At 35.9% G+C, this 24,851-nt stretch carries 27 protein-coding genes and 5 tRNA genes; 19 read left to right on the top strand and 13 right to left on the bottom strand.

Annotated features, from left to right (window positions below; genetic code table 11):
- Nucleotides 1–27: 27 nt before the first annotated feature.
- Complete coding sequence (locus tag HXK94_000050; GenBank protein ID QTI96296.1) at nucleotides 28–2,730, bottom strand: MFS transporter; 2,703 nt, start codon at nucleotides 2,728–2,730, stop codon at nucleotides 28–30.
- A gap of 87 nt (nucleotides 2,731–2,817) precedes the next feature.
- Between HXK94_000050 and HXK94_000055 the strand changes: the two genes are divergently transcribed.
- From HXK94_000055 to HXK94_000080, 6 genes are read left to right on the top strand one after another with little or no spacing between them, the layout of a single operon-like run.
- Nucleotides 2,818–3,447 (top strand): hypothetical protein, encoded by a 630-nt coding sequence (locus HXK94_000055; GenBank protein QTI96297.1) that lies wholly within the window; start codon nucleotides 2,818–2,820, stop codon nucleotides 3,445–3,447.
- On the top strand, nucleotides 3,447–3,887 hold the full coding sequence (locus tag HXK94_000060) for a pilin (GenBank protein QTI96298.1): 441 nt from the start codon (nucleotides 3,447–3,449) through the stop codon (nucleotides 3,885–3,887). The genes HXK94_000055 and HXK94_000060 overlap by 1 nt, the downstream gene beginning before the upstream one ends.
- Complete coding sequence (locus HXK94_000065) at nucleotides 3,887–4,252, top strand: hypothetical protein (GenBank protein QTI96299.1); 366 nt, start codon at nucleotides 3,887–3,889, stop codon at nucleotides 4,250–4,252. The genes HXK94_000060 and HXK94_000065 overlap by 1 nt, the downstream gene beginning before the upstream one ends.
- Complete coding sequence (locus HXK94_000070) at nucleotides 4,253–4,843, top strand: pilin (protein ID QTI96300.1); 591 nt, start codon at nucleotides 4,253–4,255, stop codon at nucleotides 4,841–4,843.
- Between the two features lie 19 nt (nucleotides 4,844–4,862).
- Entirely contained in the window at nucleotides 4,863–5,246 is a 384-nt protein-coding gene (locus HXK94_000075) for a pilin (protein QTI96301.1), read from the top strand.
- 56 nt (nucleotides 5,247–5,302) lie between these two features.
- The gene (locus HXK94_000080) at nucleotides 5,303–5,716 is read left to right on the top strand and encodes a pilin (protein ID QTI96302.1); all 414 of its coding nucleotides are present in this window, start codon (nucleotides 5,303–5,305) and stop codon (nucleotides 5,714–5,716) included.
- Between the two features lie 106 nt (nucleotides 5,717–5,822).
- On the opposite strand, the gene HXK94_000085 is transcribed toward HXK94_000080, so the two are convergent.
- Nucleotides 5,823–6,290, bottom strand: a complete 468-nt coding sequence (locus tag HXK94_000085) for an Hsp20/alpha crystallin family protein (protein ID QTI96303.1) — start codon at nucleotides 6,288–6,290, stop codon at nucleotides 5,823–5,825.
- Between the two features lie 89 nt (nucleotides 6,291–6,379).
- Between HXK94_000085 and HXK94_000090 the strand changes: the two genes are divergently transcribed.
- The 7 genes from HXK94_000090 to HXK94_000120 all read left to right on the top strand — a co-directional run bounded on the left by HXK94_000090 (nucleotide 6,380) and on the right by HXK94_000120 (nucleotide 10,273).
- The gene (locus HXK94_000090; GenBank protein ID QTI96304.1) at nucleotides 6,380–7,033 is read left to right on the top strand and encodes a hypothetical protein; all 654 of its coding nucleotides are present in this window, start codon (nucleotides 6,380–6,382) and stop codon (nucleotides 7,031–7,033) included.
- A gap of 41 nt (nucleotides 7,034–7,074) precedes the next feature.
- A tRNA-Ser gene (locus HXK94_000095) sits at nucleotides 7,075–7,164 on the top strand.
- 86 nt (nucleotides 7,165–7,250) lie between these two features.
- Complete coding sequence (locus HXK94_000100; GenBank protein ID QTI96305.1) at nucleotides 7,251–7,907, top strand: hypothetical protein; 657 nt, start codon at nucleotides 7,251–7,253, stop codon at nucleotides 7,905–7,907.
- Between the two features lie 89 nt (nucleotides 7,908–7,996).
- Nucleotides 7,997–8,073 (top strand) — tRNA-Arg (locus HXK94_000105).
- Between the two features lie 57 nt (nucleotides 8,074–8,130).
- Nucleotides 8,131–9,648, top strand: coding sequence for a polysaccharide deacetylase family protein (locus tag HXK94_000110; protein QTI96306.1), 1,518 nt, complete (start codon nucleotides 8,131–8,133; stop codon nucleotides 9,646–9,648).
- Nucleotides 9,649–9,688: 40 nt separating this feature from the next.
- Nucleotides 9,689–9,778 (top strand) — tRNA-Ser (locus HXK94_000115).
- Nucleotides 9,779–9,880: 102 nt separating this feature from the next.
- A complete protein-coding gene (locus tag HXK94_000120; GenBank protein ID QTI96307.1) occupies nucleotides 9,881–10,273 on the top strand; it encodes a hypothetical protein in 393 nt (130 codons plus the stop codon).
- 51 nt (nucleotides 10,274–10,324) lie between these two features.
- On the opposite strand, the gene HXK94_000125 is transcribed toward HXK94_000120, so the two are convergent.
- Together HXK94_000125 and HXK94_000130 are read right to left on the bottom strand one after the other, a co-directional pair.
- Nucleotides 10,325–13,126: a hypothetical protein gene (locus HXK94_000125; GenBank protein QTI96308.1), complete on the bottom strand. Its 2,802-nt coding sequence runs from the start codon at nucleotides 13,124–13,126 to the stop codon at nucleotides 10,325–10,327.
- 192 nt (nucleotides 13,127–13,318) lie between these two features.
- On the bottom strand, nucleotides 13,319–14,362 hold the full coding sequence (locus HXK94_000130; GenBank protein QTI96309.1) for a bifunctional phosphoglucose/phosphomannose isomerase: 1,044 nt from the start codon (nucleotides 14,360–14,362) through the stop codon (nucleotides 13,319–13,321).
- Nucleotides 14,363–14,455: 93 nt separating this feature from the next.
- Here HXK94_000130 and HXK94_000135 point away from each other — a divergent pair, with 93 nt between their 5' ends.
- Nucleotides 14,456–14,944, top strand: a complete 489-nt coding sequence (locus HXK94_000135) for a hypothetical protein (protein ID QTI96310.1) — start codon at nucleotides 14,456–14,458, stop codon at nucleotides 14,942–14,944.
- Nucleotides 14,945–15,058: 114 nt separating this feature from the next.
- Here the strand turns inward: HXK94_000135 and HXK94_000140 are convergent, their stop codons facing one another.
- The 3 genes from HXK94_000140 to HXK94_000150 all read right to left on the bottom strand — a co-directional run bounded on the left by HXK94_000140 (nucleotide 15,059) and on the right by HXK94_000150 (nucleotide 18,305).
- Entirely contained in the window at nucleotides 15,059–15,808 is a 750-nt protein-coding gene (locus HXK94_000140; protein QTI96311.1) for an MBL fold metallo-hydrolase, read from the bottom strand.
- A gap of 72 nt (nucleotides 15,809–15,880) precedes the next feature.
- Entirely contained in the window at nucleotides 15,881–16,429 is a 549-nt protein-coding gene (locus HXK94_000145) for a hypothetical protein (GenBank protein ID QTI96312.1), read from the bottom strand.
- Nucleotides 16,430–16,523: 94 nt separating this feature from the next.
- Nucleotides 16,524–18,305: a hypothetical protein gene (locus HXK94_000150; GenBank protein ID QTI96313.1), complete on the bottom strand. Its 1,782-nt coding sequence runs from the start codon at nucleotides 18,303–18,305 to the stop codon at nucleotides 16,524–16,526.
- A gap of 105 nt (nucleotides 18,306–18,410) precedes the next feature.
- Here HXK94_000150 and HXK94_000155 point away from each other — a divergent pair, with 105 nt between their 5' ends.
- A complete protein-coding gene (locus HXK94_000155; protein ID QTI96314.1) occupies nucleotides 18,411–18,746 on the top strand; it encodes a hypothetical protein in 336 nt (111 codons plus the stop codon).
- An 86-nt stretch (nucleotides 18,747–18,832) separates the two neighbouring features.
- Here the strand turns inward: HXK94_000155 and HXK94_000160 are convergent, their stop codons facing one another.
- From HXK94_000160 to HXK94_000170, 3 genes are all read right to left on the bottom strand, one after another.
- Nucleotides 18,833–20,143, bottom strand: coding sequence for a UDP-N-acetylmuramoyl-L-alanyl-D-glutamate--2,6-diaminopimelate ligase (locus HXK94_000160; protein ID QTI96315.1), 1,311 nt, complete (start codon nucleotides 20,141–20,143; stop codon nucleotides 18,833–18,835).
- Nucleotides 20,144–20,229: 86 nt separating this feature from the next.
- Nucleotides 20,230–20,314 (bottom strand) — tRNA-Leu (locus HXK94_000165).
- 68 nt (nucleotides 20,315–20,382) lie between these two features.
- Nucleotides 20,383–20,470, bottom strand: a tRNA-Ser gene (locus HXK94_000170).
- Between the two features lie 119 nt (nucleotides 20,471–20,589).
- Between HXK94_000170 and HXK94_000175 the strand changes: the two genes are divergently transcribed.
- The gene (locus tag HXK94_000175; protein ID QTI96316.1) at nucleotides 20,590–20,991 is read left to right on the top strand and encodes an HIT domain-containing protein; all 402 of its coding nucleotides are present in this window, start codon (nucleotides 20,590–20,592) and stop codon (nucleotides 20,989–20,991) included.
- A gap of 59 nt (nucleotides 20,992–21,050) precedes the next feature.
- Here HXK94_000175 and HXK94_000180 read toward each other — a convergent pair whose 3' ends face one another.
- From HXK94_000180 to HXK94_000190, 3 genes are all read right to left on the bottom strand, one after another.
- Nucleotides 21,051–21,353 (bottom strand): hypothetical protein, encoded by a 303-nt coding sequence (locus HXK94_000180; GenBank protein QTI96317.1) that lies wholly within the window; start codon nucleotides 21,351–21,353, stop codon nucleotides 21,051–21,053.
- On the bottom strand, nucleotides 21,299–21,505 hold the full coding sequence (locus tag HXK94_000185) for a hypothetical protein (protein QTI96318.1): 207 nt from the start codon (nucleotides 21,503–21,505) through the stop codon (nucleotides 21,299–21,301). The genes HXK94_000180 and HXK94_000185 overlap by 55 nt, the downstream gene beginning before the upstream one ends.
- Before the next feature lie 111 nt (nucleotides 21,506–21,616).
- Nucleotides 21,617–21,958, bottom strand: coding sequence for a hypothetical protein (locus HXK94_000190; GenBank protein ID QTI96319.2), 342 nt, complete (start codon nucleotides 21,956–21,958; stop codon nucleotides 21,617–21,619).
- Between the two features lie 246 nt (nucleotides 21,959–22,204).
- Here HXK94_000190 and HXK94_000195 point away from each other — a divergent pair, with 246 nt between their 5' ends.
- From HXK94_000195 to HXK94_000205, 3 genes are all read left to right on the top strand, one after another.
- Nucleotides 22,205–22,663 (top strand): 23S rRNA (pseudouridine(1915)-N(3))-methyltransferase RlmH, encoded by a 459-nt coding sequence (locus HXK94_000195; GenBank protein ID QTI96320.1) that lies wholly within the window; start codon nucleotides 22,205–22,207, stop codon nucleotides 22,661–22,663.
- A 104-nt stretch (nucleotides 22,664–22,767) separates the two neighbouring features.
- Entirely contained in the window at nucleotides 22,768–23,568 is an 801-nt protein-coding gene (locus HXK94_000200) for an ABC transporter ATP-binding protein (GenBank protein QTI96607.2), read from the top strand.
- 1 nt (nucleotide 23,569) lies between these two features.
- Complete coding sequence (locus HXK94_000205; protein QTI96321.1) at nucleotides 23,570–24,802, top strand: ABC transporter permease; 1,233 nt, start codon at nucleotides 23,570–23,572, stop codon at nucleotides 24,800–24,802.
- Nucleotides 24,803–24,851 lie beyond the last annotated feature (49 nt).

Below are 24,851 nucleotides of genomic sequence, written 5' to 3' on the forward strand. Positions count from 1 at the left end.
CTGAGCGTTAAACTGTCTAAACTCTGTTTATTTTTTATTCTTAATATTGGTTGGTTTCCAGTTTGAACCAAGAATGGAGTCGTAGATTGCCTTATTACTCTTTTCGACCTCTTTAAGCATTTTGTGGATTTCAGATCCCTGAACTGCATTAAGCTTACTGTATTCAGCGGGGTTCTCGTTAATTGTTTTAACACTCTTGAGTGTTGACTTGAGTGTTTCATCCGACATTGCTGAAAGTGCTTTTTTATCCCAGATGATTTTCATTGCATCATTTGAAGCTTTTATAATTTTCTCATCTGAAACATTCTTGGTGTAGTTATCATGAATAGCATTTATAACTTCTTTTGAAGTCATGCCGTTTACTGCGATATTTTCTAAGGCCGCTCCGCCAATAAACTGAAGATCGTCTTTTTTGGTTTTCTTGAAAGCTTCAACCAAATCGCTACGATTGGCATTTAATTCGCTACCAAGTGAAGTTTTACCGAGCGAATCTAGAGCGGTTTCGAGATTTGATGAACCCATGAATTTCTCGGCCGTTGCAGCGCGCAAATTCTTAGTAATTTCGAAATCGATTCCATCTTTTTGAATACTTTCACCCATATTTTTTGAGAAGATTTGGTTATAATCGTTGCCTGAAAAGTTGAGTGATTTTGTAAGATTTGCGAGTGATTCGACCTCTTCTTTGTTTTCTTTCGAAGCGGCCGCCATAGCACTAGCAAGTGCTGAGACTTTTCCAGATTCGCCACGAACACCAGATGCGGTATTTAATAGGTCGTTATTGTAGCGCAAATTGTTTGCCATTGCATTATTGAGTGCAATATTGTTATTTCTTTCAGCTTGCTTAAATGAAGTTGTTCTGTTTGCATCATCGATGAATTTAAGTGCCTGTGAGCCAAATTTTCCATTGAGAGTTCTTAGAGTATCATCGCTAAGATCAACAATTCCTCTAATCTTACCACTCGGATCTTTATCAAGAGTTGAACTGAGTAATTCAGATTTAATTTGTGAAACTGCCGCGCCAGATTGGGCGTTGGCACGATTCAAGGCCTCGTTAGCGAGCATTTCTTGGTATTGAGTATTTGTTCCCAAAATATGTTGCTTGCGAGCTTCGTAATATCTGTTCGAAAACGCATTTGAACCTTCTGGCATATTTTGAACGGCTTCTAAATCAGAATTCTCTTTATTCGCAAAGCGTTCTTTTTGATATGTGTCAGCAATAGATTTTGCTGAACCGATTCTTCTTGATCGGTTGTAATTCATTTGATTTAAGCGAGAACCAAGTGATGCTGGATTTTTTGCAATTCCCCGATTTCGGTACATTTCTTGATTTTCTCCAAGGAATTTCTTGGCTCGGTCAATTGGTCCTTTATTTGGATTGTTGATAATTCCAGCAAATTTACCAAGTAGACCACCACTAATTCGCATAATTGTTGGTGTAATTGCAAGTGGTACAATCTGAACAACTGCACCTAAAAGGAAGACTAAAAAGCTTCCGTTTGAGCTAGCAATAATTGTAGTTCCAACGAGCTGTGCTCCACCAAATAGTAGGGATATAATTGGATACATGACAAGCATTGTCGTGAATAAATCTTTCCATTTCTGGAACCATTTTTCGGTATTTGGTAGGATGTTTGCGGCGAAAGCTAAAGGTGCTAAGAAAACTAAAACAATAATAATTGCTTGACGAGCAGCTAGAATTACTAAGCCAACTACGGCTGAATAGATAACGGCAACCAAAGCGCCAAGTATCATCATTACTGCTGCACCAGTACTTCCTGCAGTTGCTACAGATACTGTGTATGCTCCATACGCTACAACACCACTTCCACTTAAAACAGCTGCAGTCATATTTGACCAGTCTAAACCTGAAACCTTAATCTTATTACCGCCACTATTGAAAATGCTGTTTCGAATTCCCACGAGAAGATTTTGTGCTTGGGCGCCTAAAATATTCGAAATGTCCACCAAAATTGCACAAATATAATAAGAGATATTAATTAAGATTGCTGCTACGATTAATTTTGGTAATATTTTTTTTACACCATAATTACTAATTCCAAACCCAGTCACCTGTGAATAAATGACAAAAACAAAACCAATCACGAAAAAGATATTCGCGACATTTCGCATGTAATCCCAGACCTGGAAGAGACCTGATTTATGGGAAGTATAAAGTGGTTGAACTCGCAAAAAAGTTTGAAGCCATTCATAAATTCCATCCATCCATTTCGAGATAGTGTTTGCAACCATACAAACCATCCAGCCACCACCGCCTTCAACGCTACAGTTTGATGTTTCTTCATCTTTTGAGGTGCCGTCAACTTTAACATCTTGCGCATCACCATCTTGTTTTAGATTTCCTAAGGCGCTCACGTCAAAAGTGTAAATTTTTCCACTAGAGGCATCGTTTTCGTCATCTAAAGCAATAACTGTGGTTTTTTGATTGTCTGCGCTGACAGATGAATTTTCTGCATAGATTTTTTTTGAACGAATTGAATCAGGATATTTCGAAGTATCAGAAACTTTTGTATAAACTTTTCCGTTGTATTTTATACCATTTTTTGAAGAATCTGTCCATTGAGCACCATCGAGCGCGTAAGCCAGGCTCGAACTAAAAAAGCCCAAGATTGTGACTACTGTTATAGTCGCGATAAGAAAAACTTTTCGAAAATCTTGAGTTTTTGCTTTTCTGAACCTCGTCAAGATCTGCATATGACCTGATTTTATCATATTTTAACCCTTTTGTCAATCTTTAAATTGTTTTTTCGAAATAAAACACTTGCTTTTTCCCTAAAAATGGTTTAAAGTATAATTATTATGATTAAAAAAATAAAAAAAATAATTACAATTGGGCTAGTTTTGACGAGCTTTTTTGTAGCTTTTCAAACGTTTTTTGTATTCAGCAACGATGCATATGCGAAGCTACAGTATATAGATGGTAATGGTAATGCGGTCGATGCCCCTAAATCATCAAATAAGAAGAAGAAGGATAATAAAAAGAACAATTCAGGCTCTAATTCAGCACCAGCGCCTGCCCCTGCGCCCGCTCCTGCAAATTCAGGTTCAACATCTGGATCGAGCTCTAGTTCAAATTCCGGCTCCAGCTCTTCCAGCTCAAGTGATGGAGACGCGGGTGAAAACAAAGAAAATGAAGACGAAAAGGAGCCGATCGACAATACTCCGGAAGAAGTTAAAACAGCAATTCTTCCAGAAAGTTGGAAAATTGAAGATATTCTCAACATGATTCTGCTAGTTGTAACAACTGGAGTTGGAATTGCGGCCGTCGGTGCGATCGTTTATGCAGGTGTATTATATATAACTGCGCGAGATAATGCTGGGCAAGTTTCAAAAGCTAAAACAATGATCATGAATACGGTTATTGGTGTAGTTGCGTACATATTAATGTGGGCATTCCTACAATGGATTATTCCAGGAGGAGTCTTCTAATGAAAAAAATTTTATTGATGTTATCTATTATGCTTATGCCGATGATGTATTTTTCACAAAGCGCTTATGCAGACTCGGGATGTACTGGAAATGAAACTTTCTTTGGCCTTCCTGCTTGGTATCGCGGATTAGTTACTTCTGGCGAAAACGGCTGTCAGATTAAAGAGATTGGCCCTAATGATGCAAAGAATAAACACGAGATTACGATAGAACAATTTGTTTGGACGGTCGTAGCAAATGTGATTGATATGGGATTTCGAATTGCAGGGTTGGTAGCGATGGCATTCATTATTTACGCGGGATATCAATATATGATTGCTGCTGGTGATCCAGGAATGCTTGCAAACGCAAAAAGGTCATTGACTAACGCGGTAGTTGGTCTAGTGATTGCAATTTTAGCATCAACAATAGTAACATTTGTATTAGGAATTTTAGGATAATGGAACAATATATATTTTTAGCAGAAGAAAATGGATCTGGAGATAAGGGCGAAAGCACTTCAGATGGTTCAATAAATTTCGATAAATCCAAGGTATTTAATAACGTTGACACTTCAAATAAAGACAAAGCTAATGATGCTTCCCTTCAGAATGCGTTTAATACGGCATTTATCTGGGCTGGAATAATTTGCGTTATCGTGATTGTTGTTGCGGGTTTGACGTTTGTTACCTCCTCTGGTAACCCTGGCCGAATTTCGAAAGCTAAATCTGCGATAGTGTATGCATCTTTCGGAATTGGGATAATTGTCTCAGCAGCTTTAATTGTAAATCTCATTATTGGTGGGCTATTGAAAGGAAGTATTTAGATGAAAAAGATTATTCTATTAAGTAGTATCTTATTCGCGTTCATGATGCCGACAAATGCATTTGCGGCGACCCCATTCGGTGCCTGTAAAAATGTTGTTTCCGGAAATACAGCTGTTTGCTCTGGAGATGCGAAAGACGCTAAAGAAATTGCCAAAAATATAATTTCGGTTCTTCTTTGGATTGTAGGAATGGCCTCGATAATCGTAATTGTCTATTCAGGAATTACTTTTGTTACATCAGCAGGAAATCCAAGTCAAATCACACGAGCTAAAACAATGTTGCTGTACGCTGTAGTTGGTCTGGTAGTTTCGATTTTGGCATATGCAATTGTTAACTTTATCGTTGGAAGCGCGGGCGGAAGCAAAGGTGGATCCAGTGGTAGCTCCTCATCTTCTAGCTCAAGCTCTGGCTCTGGTGGTAATTCATCTAGCGGTTCGGGATCTTCTAATAAAAATTCAAATAATAATTCGCCAAATACTAAGTCTGATAATTCAAGCGGTAGCCAAGGCAACGATGGCAGACCTTCCTTCCCAGAACTTAACTCTGGAAAAAATGAAACAGGTGATAAAAGTATTTGGACAAAAATATAAAATAATTTAAGGAGAATAAATGAAGAAAATTTTATTAGCATTCGGTTTAATTTTTGCTTTTGCTACCCCTATTGTTATGACATCGAATGTTCTAGATAATCAAGCCCATGCTGAGGGCGCTGCAGATTTAATTCAAAAAGGTGCGGACTCTACTGGTCAGAAAGATTCTCGATCGGCTGGTGACCTTGCTAAAGATTTCGTTAATATTATGCTTTTTGCGGTTGGTATCTTAGCGGTTATCATGCTTATCTGGGGTGGTATCCGATATGTATTGTCGGGCGGAGATAGTGGTGCTGTTAGTTCAGCTAAGAAGACAATCCTTTATGCAGTAGTTGGCTTAATTGTCGCTATCTTAGCTTATGCTATCGTCAATTTTGTCATTACCACTATTGCAAAAAAATAAAATTTTGGTATAATTTAAGTATAAAATAACTTTTTAAGAAAGGAAATTAATTTAAAATGAAAAATTTTGTAAAAACAGCTTTATTAGCTGCTGTAACAGTGTTCGCTGTTGGTGCTACAACATTTGCGACTCCAGCATATGCTGCCGATTGTAAAGTTACTGGTGGTCTAAAAGCTGCCGATAGCTGTGCTAAAGGTGTTCAAGAAGAAAATGGTGGACCAACAAGCTTGTTTGACGGAGACTCACCAATTTTCACAACAGCAATCAACATTATGCTCTTCATTATTGGTATTCTTAGCGTGATTATGCTTATCTATGGTGGTATCCGATATGTTCTTTCAAGTGGTGATTCTGGTGCTGTGACAAATGCTAAAAATACAATTATGTATGCTATTATCGGTCTTGTTATCGCTATCTTGGCTTACGCTATTGTTAACTTCGTTATTGGATCAATTACAAATAAGAACTAAAGTTAATAAAAATAAAAAGAGACTTTCTAATGAGGTCTCTTTTTATATTGGGATTAATATGACGTAAAAATAAAAATCTCGAATGGTTAATTCGAGATTTTTAGATTTATAGAACTTTGATTCGTGTTGCTTGAGTTTTTAGCTTTGTAAAGCTAATTGTTAGAATTCCATCTTTCAACATCGCCTCAACTTCATCTTCCTTGATTGGAACTGGAAGTGTTAATGTTCGACTGAATTCTCCCCAGTAACATTCTTGAGCATGATGAGCAATAATTCCCTCTTGATCACCAGGATTTAAGCTACCGCTAATTGTTAAAGTTCCGTCTGAAAGTGAAACATCCAAGTCATTTTTGTTTACGCCTGCAGTTCGCGCTTTAACAAAAAGTTTATCTTCTGTTTCGTAAACATCAACAGCGAGCTGACCTGGAAGTTCATTCTCTTCTTCAGCCATTTCAATTTGTTCAGATTCTGCGAAAGCTTCGTCTTTTGAAGTTTCCATTAGATCATCACCAAAGTTGAAAGCAGCTTCGAGCTCATCATTCAAAAAGCTGTCATCATTTTGTCTTCTAGCCATTTTTCCTCCACATTAATTACTAAATAGGCTTAATTTACTTTATTATACCGCACTTTTGCTGTATAATCAAGGGGTAGAAACGATTTTTTATGAAGAAAAGCATATACGAAATAGTTTTAGATTCATTTGCGCCTGAAAGGTGTTATTTTTGTGGAAAACTTAGTAGTCCTATTTGCGAAAAGTGCTTTAAAAGCTATTGTGGATTTGGAAAAATTCTTTCGAAACCGAATTCTGTGATTTCGAAAGAATTTTATCTATCGGAGCGTTCTGGCGAGCTTCAAAAAATGGTTGATGAGTTTAAGCTTCAGAGCAAGCGGCAAAATTGCCGACCTTTAGTGCGGCTTTTTGTTGACTTCTTGCTTTCGAAAGAAGTTTTTCTTCAAAATCGTGATAAAATAGTTTTAATTCCTATTCCAACACTCTCGAGTCATATTCGTGAGCGTGGATTTGATCATACCGAGATGTTGGCGAAAAATCTTTCGGATATGCTTGATGTTCAGAAAATACAAATTGTTCAAAAAATTGAAAAAACTTCACAACGGGGTGCAGACTTTAAAACTCGTCAAATTCAAGCTAAAAAATCTTATAAATTTATCGGCGAGAAGCTTTCACAAGATAAAATCTATGTCATTCTTGATGATATTCGAACGACTGGCGCGACTTTAAATTCGATTGCGAAAATTCTCCGCAAAAACGGTGCAAAAGAAATTTGGGCATTTTATCTGCTTCAACAAGAAAAATAACTTGAGCTTTTAAAAAAAGTATGTTATAATGGTTTTTATCTGGAGAGGTGGCCGAGTGGTTGAAGGCACCGGTCTTGAAAACCGGCATGCGGTAAAACGTATCGAGGGTTCGAATCCCTCCTTCTCCGCCAGAAGATAGAATCTCACCGTTTGGTGGGGTTTTATCTTTTTTTATTTTTTTGTAAATTTAAACAGCTTATGCTATAATAAAAATATTATGAATTTTGATAACGAGAATCAAAACAATGTCCCTCGTGTGACTGGGCTGCCTGAATCACAATTTCAAACTCCAAGTTCGGGTCATTTCATGGCTGAAAATACGGACCACAGCTATGAAAATGAATCTTTCCAGACGCAAGAATATAGGACTGTTGAAAATAATGAGATGCAGAATCCCGATAATATAACTGAGGAACGAGAAATTGCAAATTGGCAGGCTCAAGACCTAATTATTGGCGATAAAAATGAAGTTTGGTATTTGTTCTTTTTTCTAGCCAGCTTATTATTGTGTGGGTTTGCAATTTGGGCTCAAAGCTGGACTTTTCTTGCATTAATAATCGTATCTTCGATTGGAATTCTTGTTCTTCGAAAATCTGATCGTTCACAAATTATCTCATATAGTCTTTCGAATCATGGAATTTATATGGGTACCACTTTTCATGCATATGACGAGTTCCGTGCTTTTGGTGTACGTAAAGAAAGTTCGACATACTCGATCGTATTTCTACCTAAAAAACGTTTTGCGCCAAGCACTGTGATTTACTTCCCTAAAGATTACGGTGAAAAAATTACTGATATTATCGGCGCACGCTTACCAATGGAAGAAGTTAAATTTGATCTCATCGATAAGATTATCCGGAAAATAAAACTTTAATTCTTGCAAAAATATAAAAAATATGCTAGAATTAAAAAGTCCATTAACGTGGAAGAACTTCAAAAGTTAGCTACTGAAAAGTAGCATATGCACCTGTAGCTCAGCTGGATAGAGCGTTGGCTTGCGGAGCCAAAGGTCGTAAGTTCGAATCTTGCCAGGTGTACCATAGAAAAAGCATCAGAGTAATCTGGTGTTTTTTCTATTTTGGTAGTATAATAAACTTATGGTTAAAAGGATGAGTGAAAAATATCAGAAACTAATTAAGGATAATCAGCGAAATCGAAAAATTTTGATTTTTTCTGCGTTAATAGTTTTGGTTATCGCAGTCATTTCTTACTGTGCTTTTTATATGATTAGCAAAAATAATCAACAAAAATCCACTCCTCAAACTGAAAACTCTCAAGAAGTTTCAAAATATTATTTTAAAGATTCGAAATATGAAGGAATAGCTTCGAAATTTATTGAAAGAAAAACTAAAAAAGAAGAAGTTTCTTTGGAAATCCCAGTAACGAAAAATTCGAAAATCAATGATTTTATTAACAAAAAAGTTAAAGAAATTGATGATACTTTTCGCGCAGATATCAAAAAACCATTTTTCGATAAACCTGCGACTGAAAAAATGAGCTACCAAGTTTACTATAACCAAGATAACCTTATTTCGCTAGCTCTCTCGGTTAAACAAGATACTCACGGAGCAAATTTAGTTGATGAAAATCTTTTTTGGACTTTTGATAAAAATAGTGGCGATGTTATAAAGCTAAGTAGTTTCTTAACCGATAAAGATAAATTTAAGCCAAAAGTTTTAGAAATTTTTAAAAATAAAGTTTTTGAATTTTTAAAGAGTAAAAATTTAGAATATTCGAAAGATATTTTGGATGAATTAACTTTTGATAATCTTGAGAATTTTATTATTTTAGATAAGCAAACTATTGATTTTCCATTTTCTCGATCAGATATCTTACCTTCTAGTTACGGTGATGTCAAAATCCAGCTAAAAATTAGTGAAATTTACGAATTTTTACAAAATGATTTTGCGCGCAAAACTTTTGATGTTCCAGAGCCACCAAAACCTAAAGCCGTAGCTCCAAAGCCAGTGTCGCAACCTGCTCCGGTTATTTCAAGGGCGCCAGTTGTTTCGGGCAATTGCCCAAATTGTATTGCTATCACTTTTGATGACGGCCCAGGAATTTATACTGATCGACTCTTGGGATATTTGCGAAATTATAATGCAAAAGCAACCTTCTTTATGATTGGCCCTAATGCCCAGCGATATTCAGGTGTGGCTCGACGCGTTTTCGAAAATGGCCATCAGATTGGAAATCATACGTGGTCGCACCCTTCGTTAACTAGTCTATCTGATGCACAAGTTCAAAATGAAATCTCATCTACAAATAACGTGTTGCAAAGTATAACAGGTGCTCGACCACAAGCCCTTCGCCCTCCCTATGGGGCAACAAATTCTCGCGTTCAAGCTGACGCTGCTGCTCTTGGTATGGCTTCTGTTTTGTGGTCGGTAGATACTCGCGACTGGGCGGATAGAAATTCGGCAGTAGTCTGTAATCGTGCAGTTTCGAATGCTCGTTCGGGTTCAATTATCTTATTGCACGACATTCATCCAACTTCCGTTGAGGCTGTTCCATGTATTTTACAAAACCTAACATCTCGCGGATTTCGTTTTGTAACGGTTAGCCAACTTTTGGGCGGATTACAGGCTGGTCAGATCTATTATTCCGGAAAATAGTCTTTATTTCAATCTATAATTATGATAAAATAGGAATATTGGAGAGGTGGCCGAGTGGTTGAAGGCGCACGACTCGAAATCGTGTATGCGGGCAACCGTATCGGGGGTTCGAATCCCCCCTTCTCCGCCACGAAAGTAGCTCGCGTTTGCGGGCTTTTTTCGTATTTGTTGACATTGGTTTTAGATTCTGTTATAATATAAAAATAGTTCTTTTAGAAATGAGGTTAGAAAAATGAAAAAAATGTTTTTTCAATTTACTTCCGTTTATGCGTTTTCACTAATTATTGCAATATTATTGTTAATTTTTAAATCAAGAATTCCAGAAGGTGACTATCTTGTAACACGACTTTTACTTTTTGGATGTAGCGTATTGACGGGTGCATTGCTTTTTACCCCAAGATTTATGGTAGGGCTATTAAAGAAGATTTCTAAGAATAGTGTTGCTAACCCTGATGAATTTCCAGGAGGCTCAATATCTTGGCTATGTATTGTTTTATCTGTTTTTATTCTAGATGTATTTTTCGGATTGACTTTGTTGATCCCTATAGCTACTATTATACAATCTAGTTATATTTTATATATTCTTGTTAGAAATTATAAAATTTTAATAGAATCAGAAGAATAACCTCTCTAAGTCAGCAAAAGCTGGCTTTTTTATTTTCGAAAAATACTCTCTCTATTGTTTAGTTATCTCTTCATACATCTCAAATAATCGTGCAACTGTTTCACTTTCCGTTAACCAAGTTTTCTTCCTGTCTACGATTTTTGTCATATCATAAGCTTCCATAACTGCTTTATCGTTAGCCTGGTGAGCTCGTCTAAGTTCTTTTGGCATAGTTAACTCATCATAAAGATCTGCTAATGAGCTATCAGGGTACAGTGCACGCGCATCGAGAATAGCCTTAGCAGTTTTAGAAATCTTCTCTTTTTGCTCATCTGTCACTTCTGGCCAAGGGAAATTGTTGTAAACTATCTTCGCAGAATAACGATAACGCATTTCTAGTCTACCAGCAACAGTACGCATCCAAGCCATGTGAACGTTGGAAGTTAGAATACCGAATTCATAAAGTGTAGCATTGGGAATAATTTGTACGGCATCACTTGAAATTATTTGACCATCGATAAAACCAATCGGTATATATCTTCTGTTTTCTGAAGATACCCTTGGAATTAGTAAATAATCATTATCATTATGTCTTATCTCTTGGAATTCCATGGCTCTTTCAGCACTATCTTGAGTTTGTTTTTTAGGACTACTTTGTCGAAATTCTTTAACTAATTGTATCCTACTGATAATTGGAGGGATGCTTCGTAAAGTACTAGGATTCTGACCAGCTAACCATAAACAGTATCTTTCTTTATTGTTTATGAATTCCGAAGCTCCATATACCCGTCGTATCATCGATTCGGCTTGTGGGTATGTCTTAATAAGTTCGTCCTTTTCTTGCAATGTTAAGAAAAGGTACCCTCCGTCAGTTGGCTTGCTTCCATAAACCATCGGAGAAACTTCACATATTGCTTTGGTTCTACTATCGATGAAAATTAAGTCCCCATTGATTAAATATGGATTAATTTGCTTAGCAATAATTTTTGTCTTATCATCATAAATAACTTTGTTTTTGGGATTATCTGACACTGAAAATCCAATGATTACACAATGAACTGCTGCTTTATTTTTAGCTTCACTGTTCCATTTAAATGTTCTGTATGCGAAGTCTATATGGATTCCAAATCGTTCATAGAGTGGTTTCCATACACTGGCTACTTGCTCTCCTTGTGTAATTGAGTTAGTTGATACTAAAGCAGTTCGGATTGATGTGTTCTGCATGATCTGGCTCGCCTTAAAATACCAAGCTGAAACAAAGTCAATTTTGCCAGCTGTTTTATATGGTTTACCGTTTTCATCAACATAAACACTCAATAAATCAGCTTTTTGCTTAGGAGATTGGAGTGAATACCCTAAAAAGGGTGGATTACCAATTATATAGTTCAATTTATCTTTAGGCACTACTGTTTCCCAGCCAATTTCTAAAGCATTACCTTCAACAATATTGGTATAAGACTTGAGCGGTAGAAAATCGATATTTGTATATACGATATCTGCGGTTTCTTCAAGCATTTGACTTTCTGCAATCCAAAGCGCTGTTTTAGCCACAGAAACTGCAAAGTCATTAATCTCAATGCCATAAAATTGATTCAGTTGGACTTTAACAAGCTCTTGCCCGACATCAAGCGCAACGGCATCTCCCATATAGAGTCTAATGGCTTCATTTTCTAAACGTCGAAGAGAGATATATGTCTCAGTTAAGAAATTCCCAGAACCACAAGCTGGGTCAAAGAAAGTCAGACTCGCTAGTTTTGATTGGAACTGCTTGGCTTTTCGTTCAACGATTTTAGGTTGCTTAAATTGACGAATCTCATTCAATTCATCTTTTAACTCATCTAAGAAGAGTGGATCGATAACTTTATGGATATTTTCAATAGAGGTATAGTGCATACCACCGCTACGACGTGTTTCGGGGTTGAGAGTTGATTCAAATACTGCTCCAAAAATAGTAGGGCTGATTTCTGACCAGTCGAAACTAGACGAAGCATGTTCCAAAATTAACTCACGTAGTTCATCGGTAAAATTAGGGATTTCCAGATTATTCTCTGCAAACATCCCACCATTCACATAAGGGAAAGCGTTCAATTCACTATCAAGGTAAGGATCACGCGCATCGATTGGCGTGTCTAAAACAGCAAAAAGATCGACTAGCCCACGACGAAAGTCACGGCTTCCAAAACGAACCATGTAGTCATGAAACATCGTTTTGTGTCCAAAAATACCAGCATCTTCAGCATATAGACAAAATACTAGACGCACGATAAGCTGATTAATAGCATGAAGGCTTTCGGGGCTATTTGGATTAATGTATTGCTTAAGAAGGCTTTCATAAATCTTACCGACAATCTCACCAGCTTCAATAGAAACCTTCATCTCACGCTCTAAGTGTTCATTTGTCTTGTCAATTAAAAATTCTAAACGATAGGCTTCTTTATCTAAATCAGCAAGTTTAATGACTTTAGGTTCGCCGTTTGGTTGCTCCATGTCATAGACATAGAACTCTTTGAAATTACAAGTCACAATCCAACGGGGGCGTTTAGAATATGGAAGATTGGCTGAATAGCGTTTTGCTTGTTGGAAAGGCGTAAGATAAGTATCATCGGACTGTTTTATAGCTTTATTAAGGTCTTTATTCACCCCTTTTTGCTCAATCAAAACTTTTGTTTTTTCTATATACCCATCTATAAAACTAGTATGGTCAAGCATCACTTTATCTTCAAATTTTATATACTCACTTGGGTTTTCAATCCCATAAACAGATTGAAGTAAATCTAACCAGAAAGACTGGCTATCTTGCCTTTCGTTCCCTCTATTTCCCCAGCGTTCAATAAATGCTTTAGCTTGCTTTTTTTGTTCCCGGATATTATTCACTTTGTGCTCTCCAACTACCATATTATTTTGATTTATTTGTGTAATAAATCCTTTAAGGTTTTAATAATTTTATTTTATCTGTTTCTGTTAATTCATATTCTCTCAATAAACTAACAATTTCTTCTAGTCCTGCATTTAGTCGGGCTTTTTCATATTTTCCCACTATTTGAAACTTAATGGTGGTTTTTGAAATTATTTTACTAATTCAATCTTTAGTTTTTCAATTAATTCCACTGGTGTCGGGTTAACATTATTCAAAATTGCAAGATAAATACTTACGAAATCTGCTAAAATTGAGCCCCAAAGAACTTGTTCAAGATAAGTTGAACCTTTAAGTTCGATATTTCGTGCAGCTGGGCGCTTTCCGCTTAAAAGCCTATCTGAAATTTCAAAACGCTTTTGCACTCGCGGATGGTCTAAATTACTTCGAAGATTAAAAATTGCAAAGAGTTTTTCAACTGGGTGCGAACTCCAGCCAATAAATTCATTGTGATTGAATTCCGGATATTCGTTATAAAAGCTAACGTTTTTAGCATTTTCGTTCCAAGAAATCTTCCATTTATAAGCCAGCGGTGAAAATTCATTCGAACTTAGAAAAACTGCACTTCGCCCTGCTGAATAAAGCGCTAATTGTTTGGCATAGTTTCTTTCGGTTGAGATATTCGCTACCCAAGATTCACTTTCCTTTCGTAAAAAGTCGGCATAATGCTCAACTTCTTCGTGCATCTCATTTGAGATAACCCCAAAATTTACTAAAATTTTTGTTAGAGCGCGGAAATTATAGATTACAGCCATTCGAGGTTGTAGCCCGGCTGGCAATTTAACGTGTGCGATATCACGGCTTCGAGCAATTTCTTCAATTTTACCATGAGAAGAAATGGTTGCAATCTGTGCACCAATTTCAATAGCTTGATGTAGTGATGAGATTGTTTCTTCAGTATTTCCAGAGTAAGAACTAATAATTACAAGTGTATTTTTCGAAACATTTTTTGGTAAAATGTAATTTCGAACAACCTCAATTGGCAAAGTTATATTGTTTTCAAGCCACTTCTTAACAATTAAGCCAGCTAATGCTGATCCGCCCATTCCGGCAATTACGATATTTTTAATCTCCCTCCCATCATTTTCGGGAGAAAGAACTTCCGCTTGAAAAAGCGTTTGTTTCCACTGTTCGCTAGCGACTAAGAGTGCATTTTGCGGGTCGCGCTGAACTAATATATTAAAATTATCTAACATTTCCACCCTTTCGAAAAATAATCTTGATTATGCTTTAATTCTATGATACAATATAACTAATAAAAAGTAAAGTCAATTAAGAAAAGGTGGGTTATGGAAATTGATATGAGTCAATCAAGCAAGATGCCAGTTAGCGACGACCCAGAGCTCGCTAAGATTCTTTCTGGTGTTAATGCTTCGAATAGTAACGATAATACAAATGACGATACAACAAACGACGGATTGCAGTATGAAGGTCTTGAGCAAATGCCAGATGCGCAAGAAGATATTCAACCAGAACAGCCAATTGAACAAACGATTGAGCAACCAGTTGAACAAACTGTGCCTGTGACAAGTTTTGCTGCTTTAGATCTAGATGGAATTAAAAGTCATGCGCTAGAAGATTTGCGCCCATTGGTTGATAAACTAACAGTTACAAACGAAGAAAAATTTGATATTTATCTTCTACTTCTTCGTTCAAGCGATGATGACACTTTGATTGAACCAGCTTATAACGCTGCTCGTGCGATCGAAGACGAAACTAAACGCGCGAATGCTCTACTAGATGTAATTAAAGAAATTGATTACTTCAAATCAAAATAATTATAGATTTAAAAACTACACTAGGTATTTCTAGTGTAGTTTTTAAGTTAATTACAATAATAAGATATACTAGTAGTTAAAAGAAGATATTTTCATGATTATTCGCTCAATAAATTATATATCGATGGTCTCACCTACAGCTAAAACCCTATAGCCTGCAGCCTCGACTTCTTTATTTGTCGTATTGTAATGACTATAGTCTTCAATATGAATTGGATAAATATTTTTAGGCTGAAGTAGGTCATTCATTTGGTTTAGCATTTTCAAGTCCATGGTAAATGGTCCACCAAATGAACCTGATTTTACAGCACCTAAATTAGCAAATATGGCATCTATATTTTTAGGAACATTTTTTGTTAAGTCTGGGTACAAAACAGTATCACCAGTAAAATACATGACTTTAGTTTCTGACGAACTGGTGATTGTTAGTTGATAGCCATTTACCTTTCCTACTATCTTTCGCATGATATAATTACTGGCATGATAAGCAGGTAAAGCTTTAATAGTGATATTATAATCATCGATTGAAAATGTATGTTTGTCTCCCCATTTTAAAACACTATTATTTAAGCATGACACGCCATTTAAGATTTTCTTATTAGGAGAAAGGACTGTTTTACCCTTCAAATAATCTTTCCCTACATCATCCAAATGATCTTGATGCCCATGAGTAATTAGCCATACATCAACTTTACTAAGAAGAGACTTATCCTTATGAACATCAGTTTGTTTCTCGGAGACAAATCCTTTAAACCGTACCAAGGTTCCTTTAGGTGATAAATCAGGATCAATTCCAATATAAAATTGATTATCAATGGAGATAACGCCACATGCAACGCCACAATAAGTAAACAAAATAGACATAGTACCTCTATTATTTTATTAATTCTTTATATGTCCCAAGCAATCTTACGCTAGTCAACTATAAACTACATGCTAAATCTGTTTTGATGGTTTCGAGAAAAATAATAAATATATTCCAAACACAAGCTTAATCGCTGAGTCAATATATGCTATCAATCCTAAAGGTATAGCAATAAAAATGTATCCTACAAAAATATTAATGGCGCAAATAAGACCTAGATATATCATTGATTTTCCATGCACAAAATAATACGGGAAAAAATGTAGTGCAGTTGCCATCAGCGCTCCCAGCCAAATTAATCTCCAATTCTCAGTCGCAAAGAATGGTCCACCCAGCAAAACCATTAAGATAAATAATAGAATAACGGCACGTGAAGATATTTTCTTTTGAAATTCACTCGAGGGGCCATCGGATAGTTTAGTTAGCACCTTTTTATTCATGTTGATTGAGAAAAAACTAATAACATATCCAATACTAAATATTTGCATATTTATTATTTGCTTTCCTCCTATTAAAGTAGCTATCGAAATAATCGCCGCTATTACAATTAGCCACAATCCACACGCTCTCTTATAATTGAATTCTAACTTTTCATCTTTATTGTAGCCTAAAAAAGCCATAAAAATCTCCACTAATCTCTAATATTTACACCCCACTATATTGCTATTCTTTATTAAGGAGTTTTAAAAATAGCAATATAGTTTTTCGAATACTTTATTTTTTAGGATTTTTCTTCTTCTTTTTAAGGATGAGTGCAATCGCTGGGGTAATAGTTGCAGTAATTAGGACGGTAAGAACTAGAAGATTATTCTGTTCGTCTTGTTTTTTCTTATCTTCTCGCAAGAACCCTGTTTCTGGTGAATTGATACGCTGATTTTTAACTTCAGGGTTATGTTTTTCTTCTGCTGGTTTAGAATTGTCAGCTTCAGCTTTTTTAGCAGCGATTAATTCTTTAATTTTTTGAAGTTTTTCGGTTAATTCTTTACGCTTATTTTCATCTTTAACTTTCGAAATCAAATTCTCGGCATTAGCAATCTCTGAATTAATGTCTTCAAGCTTATTGTCATCAAGATTTTTCTGGATATTTTCTAGAGAATTATCTGCTTTTTTCTGATTTTCAGCTTCTTTATTAAGCAGCTCTTTAATCTTATTATTTAGGTTATCAGCCGCAGTTTTTATTTCTTCTTCTGTAGTTAAAGGTTTATCGATTAACTGTTTCGCGTCATCAATTAAACTTTCCGATATATCATTTTTAATATAATCTGGCTGATTATCTAAATTCTTGAGCGCATCTTTAACTGGATCGCGCGAGATTGTTCCAAAAATAAGGTGGAATTTAACAGTAGTTGAATTTCCATATTCATTGATTGCGGTTGAAGTTATGATGAAATCACCTTTTAGCTGATTTTCTTGATTATTTAAAACTTCGTCGGCGTCATTTCCGAATAGGATAACTCTAGATGTGTCACTTGTTGCGTAATAGCCTGATGTTTTTGAAATTTCGGTTCGTAAACTCTCTTTAAGATTGTCCAAAACTGATTTTGTTAATTTTGTAGAGGTTTTATCGAAATTTAATGTTGTGTTTTCTGTGAGCGGAGTGTCTTCAAATTCAATTACTGGTTTTTCGGCAGAATTTACATCAATTCCCTCAACTGTAATTGTGGATTTACTGAAATTCAAATTGAATTTATTTCCACTCGGTAGTGTATTATTTTTTTCGTGAACTTCAAAATTATAATTGCCTTTTAAAACAGGTTTAATAATCTTAACATACCCGCCATCTTGTTTAGGATTTCCATCGGCATCAGTATTAACGAAGTTCTCGTTTTCTTCAATTGGCATAGTTGTTCCATCAAAGTTGATGAATGGATTTTTGAAAACTTTTTGCGACTTCTGCACTTTGATTTTTGCATTTGATCGAACGCCCCAAACTGAGGCACGTGGAAGTTCCTTAAGGAATGAAAAATCAGTGATAGGATTATCGTGAATCCAAAGCAATCCAACTTGCTTCCAATTTTTTACGGCTGACATATCTGAAATATTTGACGAGCTTAAATAAGCCGTTTTAATTTTAGTTAATGTTTCGGCTGCAGAAATATCTTTCAAGCTACTCATTCCAGAGACGTGAATCACTTCAAGGTTTGTGAAATATTGAATTCCTTCAAGATTTTCGAAATTACGATAAGCTGCATCCGGCCAAAATGAAGTCATTTTTTTAGCAGCGCCCACCGTAATTGGACTATCGAGATTTCGGGAAGTGTCAGTTTTCATTAAAACCGAATTTAATGCACGCTTAAAATTATTATCTGTAAATTTAATTTCGTAACTATCTGGCGCGGTGCTTGGGTCAACCGGGTTAACTGCCGAAGTATAAGCTAATGCTTTTGAAAATATATTCTGTTTATTAGTTAATTGTACTCCATAATACCCGACACCAAAAACTAAAACAGCCACAGCAACTGCAGGCATTAATATCCTATGATTTTTTACTCTCATTACTATCCCCTTTTAAACTATTTCGCTTAAGTCTATTTTACTGTAAATTTGCTTAAAAATCAATACCGTGCTAAAATGGTAACACTTTTCGAAAGGGGTGGTATTATGAATTCGAAAGAACTTTTAAACAGATTTGGCTCGACAAACTTATTTTTAGCTTTAAACGCTATTTTCTATACTCGCCGAGTTAAAAATCCAGAAAAAACAAGGTTATTGTCGAATGAGAAAAATTTCGATTTTTTATTTTTAGAAATCGAACTTTATAAACCAATGGGAGTTTTTGGAAGAAAAAGTTTCTTTTTTAGATTAAACAAGAACAATTTAAAAGAAGCAACAAAAGCTTTCCAAAATCAAGAAATCAAAAACTGGTATATTCGTAAAGTTTTTTCTGTATCTTTTTTTGAGGGCAGAAGGAGGATGCAAATCTATAGTCAAGTCTAAAATTAGCCGTTCGTAGGAGCGGTTTTTTATTTTTTAAAATCGCCCGGTAATTGAGCGATTTTATATAATTATAAGTTTTTCGAAAATTATTTTTTAAAGATTTCTTTTGAAATTTCACGAACAATTTCGGTGTCGTTCCAAGGGGTTTTTTCGCCATCGATTATACGATAAACTTCATGGCCTAGGCCAGTAATTAATACGGTGTCGCCTTTTCCTGCAATCTGGAGGGCCTTTCGAATTGCTTCTTTTCGATCTGGAATTTCTTGGATATTTGCTGGTATTTTTCCATTCTTCTTAGAAAATCCTACAATGACTTCTTCGCGAATTTGTTTTGCATCTTCGGTGTAGTTTTCTTCATCTGTTACGATAATTCGGTCAGCTAAATCTTGAGCGATTTTTCCCATAATTGGGCGTTTCTCGCGATCGCGATCACCACAAGCACCGAAAACCAGAATAGTTCGATTTTTAGTGATTTTCTTTGAAGTTTGAAGAAGTTTTTCAAGTGCATCAGGTGTGTGAGCATAATCTACCACAACTTCGAAAGGAAGATCTGATGTTGCATATTGGAAGCGCCCAGAAATTCCTTCAAGGTTAGCAATTCCTTCTTGAATATCTTGTAGTGAAATTCCTAAAAGATATGCACCAGCTGCTGCCGCAGTCATGTTGTAAACATTAAATTCTCCAGGCAAATTTGTAGCAATTTCAAGTGCTACGTTGTTGTCAATTCGCAATTTAGCTTCACTACCTTTTTTGTAAAGTTTAAAGCTTTTAATTTTAACTTCTGCTGAATCGCTTTCACCATAGGTTATTTTTTGCTCGCTAGCTTCAAACTTATTAAAGTAATCAAAATATTTATCGTCGGTATTTAGGACGATAAAGCGTGGTTGCATTTCGAAAAGTTTAGCTTTTGCTGCAGCGTAATTTTCCATTGTTTTATGGTAATCAAGGTGATCTTGAGTAAGGTTGGTCATGATTGCCATTTCAATTGGTACACCCGCAAATTTATATTGGTCAAGCGCGTGTGAAGTCGCTTCAATTAGTGCAAATTCAACATCGGCTTTTTTTGCATCGTGAAAGAATTTTTGTAATTTCGAAACTGTTGCGGTTGTAGAATTGGTATCATTGACTGTTTGAACGCCTGCGATTTCGATATTTGCAGTTGAAAACATTGCTGTTTTGTAGCCAGCTTCTTTTAAAATCTCATTAAGAAAATTAACGGTAGTTGTTTTACCATTTGTACCAGTCACGGCAATCACTCGTAAATCACGAGCAGGGTTTCCATAACGCGCCGCAACTACTTTTGCGCGAGATTTTCGATAAGTTCTTTCAAGCTCAACAAGTGCCGATTTTGGCAAAACTTTTCGAGCGGTTTTAGCTAAAGTATTCTTAATGCTCATACTTAAATTATATCACTTTTTCGAGATCAGAGCAAATTACAAAATAAAAACAGCTTCTTTCGAAGACTGTTTCTAAAAATAATTTCTGGTACACGAGAAAGGACTTGAACCTTCACGCCAATTGGCACTAGTTCCTAAGACTAGCGTGTCTACCAATTCCACCACTCGTGCAAAATTACTTTACTATTTTAACTGATATTTTTTGAAAAGTCAAGGATTTTTTCAAAAAATAGATTTTTTGGCGGAGAGAACAGGATTTGAACCTGCGAGAGCTTGCGCCCAACACGCGTTCCAGGCGTGCGCCTTAAACCACTCGGCCATCTCTCCATAAAAATATTATAACACGCTAAAACTATTAGTCCAAATTAAATATATAAGCTAAACTTTTTAAATAAATCGTGCTATAATTTCAAATATAATTATCTAATATTTTAAGGAATGAGTTAATGCAAGAAAAATCAATTTTTACACGAATTATCGAGGGTGAAATTCCCTGTCATAAGGTTTACGAAGACGAAAAAGTTTTTGCAATGCTTGATATCGAGCCACTTTCGGACGGCCATGTTTTAGTTTTTCCAAAAAAGCAAGTTGATTTGCTTTGGGATTTAGAGCAGGATGACTATGATTATTTGTGGCAAATTGCTAAAAAGATTGCTAAAAAAATTCAAGCTGAAATGAAACCAATTCGTGTGGGTGTTGTGGTTGAAGGCTTTGGCGTGCCACATGCGCACATTCACCTTGTGCCACTTTATGACCAAAATGTTTTGCAACTTCATCACGGCTACCCCGCTGAGACTTCACCCGAAGAACTTGCAAAAATTGCTGCAAAGATCACTTTCGAAAAATAAAAAATAACCCCACAATTTGTGGGGTTTAAAAAAGTGAGATGTTAGAGAATTAAGCTGCGTTAAAGCATAACAATACCTTCTTGTGTCCAAAAATCAATTTCTTCTTTTGTTGTTTGACCATATCGAGGATCGTGCTTAGATACAATATGCATTGAAAAGTTACCGGTCTTATTTTTAAATAAGTAGTTTCGTAATTGACGTTTGTATGTTTGCAAGAAGTCATGTCGTTTTTGTTCTGAAACCCCAGCAAAATTAATTCCTTCCACTACTTTGCGTGTAGGATTTTCTGATGAGTAAAGCTCCAAAACTACCCAGCCGTTATCTTTTTCAACAAACTCTGTGTAAAATTTAGCTTGAGCCATATGGAATCTCCGCGCTTAAAGCCCGCTTGGCTATAGATTTTTTCGAAACTTTCAGCTTCGAAAGCTGAGCTTAATTTTTTAAACTCAATTTTCGAAACTGAAAAATCGATCAATAGCCAATTTCTCACTTTTGAAATGTTCGCTTGTTTCACACAAGCTTTTAAATTATATCATAAAAAAATAAAAAAGTCAATAGTTATAGCACAAAAAAAGAAAAAGCCTTGCAAAAACAAGGCTTGTGAGTTGTGGAATTGAGCTATTGGCTATCTATATTTGGCCAGCGCTTGGCAGCCAATAATTTGACCGTCGCCATTTCTCACCGTTTTAGCAGTGAGAAGAAGATCTTGCGTATTTCGGCCGCTTAAGTATGCTGCTTTAGCGGTTAGGGCACTTACAATATAATATGTGCCCTGATCATATTCTGGTAAATCAACTGGCTCACCATAAGATGTCTCAATTATTGGAATACCTTCAAGCATTCCAATTTGAATATCCTCTTGCGCAGCTCTTGCCTTACCCTCAGATTCGAAGACTTTAATTACATTGCCTTCTTCATTCATGATGTTAATTTTATGTGGCGTCAAGTTTATAATGATATTTGTCATTTTCTTTACTTCCTCTTTCGAGGCCCTTCTATTATTTTACCAAGTTTACTACTTAGCAAAAAATCTTTAAAGAATCTTTAAAAACTTATTGCTAAGCAGTAAAAAGATAATAAAATGAACAATATTTTTAGCTCAATTCTGGTAATGTTCGGTTGTGATTTTAGTATTCACAACTCCATTAATTATAGCATAATTACAATAAAAAGTCAAATTCGAAAAAAATCAAAAAAATGTTAAAATAAGAATATGAAAATGAAAATTATTGCGATTGGTAAAAAACATGAAAAGTGGGTTGCGGGCGGGATCGAAATGTTCGAAAAACGTTTGAAAAAGCCGTTTGAAGTGGAATGGCAAATTTTGGCGCATTCGAATTTTGCCGAGGAAAAAGCTCGTGAAGAAGAAACTTTGCGAATTTTAGAGAAAATTAAGCCGAATGATTTTGTAATTTTGCTTGATGAGCGCGGTAAAAATATTTCTAGTCCGGAATTTGCGAAATTACTTTCGAACGGCTTTGTGAATTCGCAAAATTTTGTGATTGTGATTGGCGGTGCTTTCGGAGTTACGGAAGAGCTTCGAAAACGTGCAAATTTTGTTTGGAGTCTTTCGAAATTGGTTTTTCCGCACCAAATTGTGCGATTGATTTTAATTGAACAGATTTATCGGGCGCAAGAAATTTCTTCTGGCGGAAAATATCACCATGAATAGTTTTATTTTGTGGAAAAACTGTGGAAAATTTTTTTCAAAAATGTACGAGAAAATAAGCTAAAGCAATTGCTAAAAATCGTAAAAAAATATATAATAGAATTACTATGGCTAAAAATGAAAAAGAAATTGTTAAACTGCGAAATTTAAAGAAGCGTTTTGGTGTTGGTGACGCTGAAAACTACGCCTTGAATGGTGTTAATCTAACCATTAAACAAGGTGAATTTATCATAATTATGGGGCCTTCTGGCTGCGGAAAAACTACTCTTCTTAATACAATTGGGCTTCTTGATCGTGCGACAGAAGGAGATTATATTTTTGATGGGCGAAATGTTGCGCGAATGTCGCGTTCAAAGCAGGCGCAAATTCGAAGTGAAAAAATTGGATTTATTTTCCAGAATTTTAATCTAATTCCCCGTTTAACGGTGATTGAAAACGTTGCCCTTCCCCTTGTCTATAAAGGTGTTGGTAAAGTTAAACGCCTTGAACAAGCTTCAGAAAGTTTGAAACAATTTCATCTTGGTGAGCGTGAGTTTTATATGCCGTGGCAACTTTCGGGTGGCCAAACGCAACGTGTAGCAATTGCACGAGCTCTTGTGAACAAACCATCAATTATTCTTGCCGACGAGCCAACTGGAAATCTAGATTCAAAGAGCTCGCATATTATTATGGAAGAATTGGCTGATGTGCATAAAAAAGGTAATACTATTATTATGGTAACGCACAATCCTGAATTAATGGCATACGCTACGCGGATTATTACAATGTTTGATGGAAAAATCGACACTGATACCAAAAAGAAACCCGCTAAAAATTCTTCGAAAAAAGATGAAGAGTTGAATACACTAGACAAACTCGAACAGATGGAAGAAAAAATTGATGAAATTAAAGAGGAATTAGGAGTTTAAGATGAGTCCGAGAGTTTTAAAAACGAATATCGAAAATGCGATAGAATCGCTCCATGCAAATCGTTTGAGAACTTTCTTGACGATGCTTGGCGTGATGATTGGTATCGCCAGCGTTGTGGTTATCTTTTCACTTTCTGGCGGTGTGGGCTCAATGATTTCAAATCAAATTGTTGCTGAAGGTGGGGCGTTGGCAGTTGTTCGTCCAAAAGAATTGACGGCAAATGATAAAAATGTAATCACAAGCCTAGCAACTTCGAAGAGCTTTACGCAAAGTTCAATCACGAACGAAGACCTTGGTATGATTTCGAAGATTAAAGAAGTATCGGCGGTTGCTCCACTTGCAAATTTTTCGGCAAAAGTTAGAGGGGATGGCGAAGAAAAATACGCAAACCTACTCGCAACAAGTCCAAATCTTGATCAAACAGTGAGTCTTAAAGTTCGCGAAGGCCAATTTATAGCGGATAGCGCAAATGCAAATACGGTCGTTCTTGGTAATCAGATGGCGATTGATTTATTTGGAACAACTCAAGCGGTTGGTAAAGAAATTGCAATGAAGGGTGAAAAATTTATCGTTATCGGTGTTCTAACGCATCAAAGCTCTTCAATTAACTTTAGTAATGTTGATTTTAATAATACTGCAATCATTCCTTATGAAACTGCGAAACGAATTATCGGTGATAATTTGCAGATTCAACAAGTAAACATTCATGCAAAAAGCATTAATAGCCTAGGAGCAATTCAAAAACAAATTGAAAGCGATCTTTTGAAAAAACACAATGGTGAACGCGATTTTGAAGTTCTTACAGGTAAAAATATTTCACATCCATCAGATAAATTCATCGAACTTTCAACATTAATTTTGGCGATTGTTGCTAGTGTTTCATTGGTTGTTGGCGGAATTGGGATTATGAATATTATGCTAGTAAATGTTAGCGAACGAACACGGGAAATCGGAATTCGAAAAGCGCTTGGCGCGAATAATCGACACATTCTATTCCAATTCTTAACTGAGTCGATGATTATTTCGCTTGGTGGAGGATTGTTTGGATACTTGATTGGCTATGCATTCTCATTTGGTGTAAGTATGTTCTTGCCGTTTAGCCCAATTATCTCTTGGCAAATTGCACTTTTGGTTTGTGGACTTTCGACAGTTGTTGGTGTGATCTTTGGTCTATACCCTGCCTTCCGCGCAGCCCGAAAAGACCCAATTGTAAGTTTGCGTCAATACTCTTAATTACTTAATAATAAATAAAAAGGTCGCTTCGAGTGCGACCTTTTAAGTT

The organism is Candidatus Nanogingivalaceae bacterium (assembly GCA_015257795.3).
In the GTDB taxonomy this organism is placed as follows: domain Bacteria; phylum Patescibacteriota; class Saccharimonadia; order Saccharimonadales; family Saccharimonadaceae; genus Nanogingivalis.

Coding starts and splice junctions, on each gene's coding strand:
- HXK94_000050 (QTI96296.1), bottom strand. CDS start 2,730: ATGATAAAATCAGGTCATATGCAGATCTTGACGAGGTTCAGAAAAGCA.
- HXK94_000065 (QTI96299.1), top strand. CDS start 3,887: ATGGAACAATATATATTTTTAGCAGAAGAAAATGGATCTGGAGATAAG.
- HXK94_000060 (QTI96298.1), top strand. CDS start 3,447: ATGAAAAAAATTTTATTGATGTTATCTATTATGCTTATGCCGATGATG.
- HXK94_000070 (QTI96300.1), top strand. CDS start 4,253: ATGAAAAAGATTATTCTATTAAGTAGTATCTTATTCGCGTTCATGATG.
- HXK94_000090 (QTI96304.1), top strand. CDS start 6,380: ATGAAGAAAAGCATATACGAAATAGTTTTAGATTCATTTGCGCCTGAA.
- HXK94_000155 (QTI96314.1), top strand. CDS start 18,411: ATGAATTCGAAAGAACTTTTAAACAGATTTGGCTCGACAAACTTATTT.
- HXK94_000120 (QTI96307.1), top strand. CDS start 9,881: ATGAAAAAAATGTTTTTTCAATTTACTTCCGTTTATGCGTTTTCACTA.
- HXK94_000150 (QTI96313.1), bottom strand. CDS start 18,305: ATGAGAGTAAAAAATCATAGGATATTAATGCCTGCAGTTGCTGTGGCT.
- HXK94_000085 (QTI96303.1), bottom strand. CDS start 6,290: ATGGCTAGAAGACAAAATGATGACAGCTTTTTGAATGATGAGCTCGAA.
- HXK94_000195 (QTI96320.1), top strand. CDS start 22,205: ATGAAAATGAAAATTATTGCGATTGGTAAAAAACATGAAAAGTGGGTT.
- HXK94_000160 (QTI96315.1), bottom strand. CDS start 20,143: ATGAGCATTAAGAATACTTTAGCTAAAACCGCTCGAAAAGTTTTGCCA.
- HXK94_000110 (QTI96306.1), top strand. CDS start 8,131: ATGGTTAAAAGGATGAGTGAAAAATATCAGAAACTAATTAAGGATAAT.
- HXK94_000055 (QTI96297.1), top strand. CDS start 2,818: ATGATTAAAAAAATAAAAAAAATAATTACAATTGGGCTAGTTTTGACG.
- HXK94_000080 (QTI96302.1), top strand. CDS start 5,303: ATGAAAAATTTTGTAAAAACAGCTTTATTAGCTGCTGTAACAGTGTTC.
- HXK94_000130 (QTI96309.1), bottom strand. CDS start 14,362: ATGTTAGATAATTTTAATATATTAGTTCAGCGCGACCCGCAAAATGCA.
- HXK94_000145 (QTI96312.1), bottom strand. CDS start 16,429: ATGGCTTTTTTAGGCTACAATAAAGATGAAAAGTTAGAATTCAATTAT.
- HXK94_000200 (QTI96607.2), top strand. CDS start 22,768: ATGGCTAAAAATGAAAAAGAAATTGTTAAACTGCGAAATTTAAAGAAG.
- HXK94_000100 (QTI96305.1), top strand. CDS start 7,251: ATGAATTTTGATAACGAGAATCAAAACAATGTCCCTCGTGTGACTGGG.
- HXK94_000135 (QTI96310.1), top strand. CDS start 14,456: ATGGAAATTGATATGAGTCAATCAAGCAAGATGCCAGTTAGCGACGAC.
- HXK94_000180 (QTI96317.1), bottom strand. CDS start 21,353: ATGGCTCAAGCTAAATTTTACACAGAGTTTGTTGAAAAAGATAACGGC.
- HXK94_000140 (QTI96311.1), bottom strand. CDS start 15,808: ATGTCTATTTTGTTTACTTATTGTGGCGTTGCATGTGGCGTTATCTCC.
- HXK94_000175 (QTI96316.1), top strand. CDS start 20,590: ATGCAAGAAAAATCAATTTTTACACGAATTATCGAGGGTGAAATTCCC.
- HXK94_000190 (QTI96319.2), bottom strand. CDS start 21,958: ATGACAAATATCATTATAAACTTGACGCCACATAAAATTAACATCATG.
- HXK94_000205 (QTI96321.1), top strand. CDS start 23,570: ATGAGTCCGAGAGTTTTAAAAACGAATATCGAAAATGCGATAGAATCG.
- HXK94_000075 (QTI96301.1), top strand. CDS start 4,863: ATGAAGAAAATTTTATTAGCATTCGGTTTAATTTTTGCTTTTGCTACC.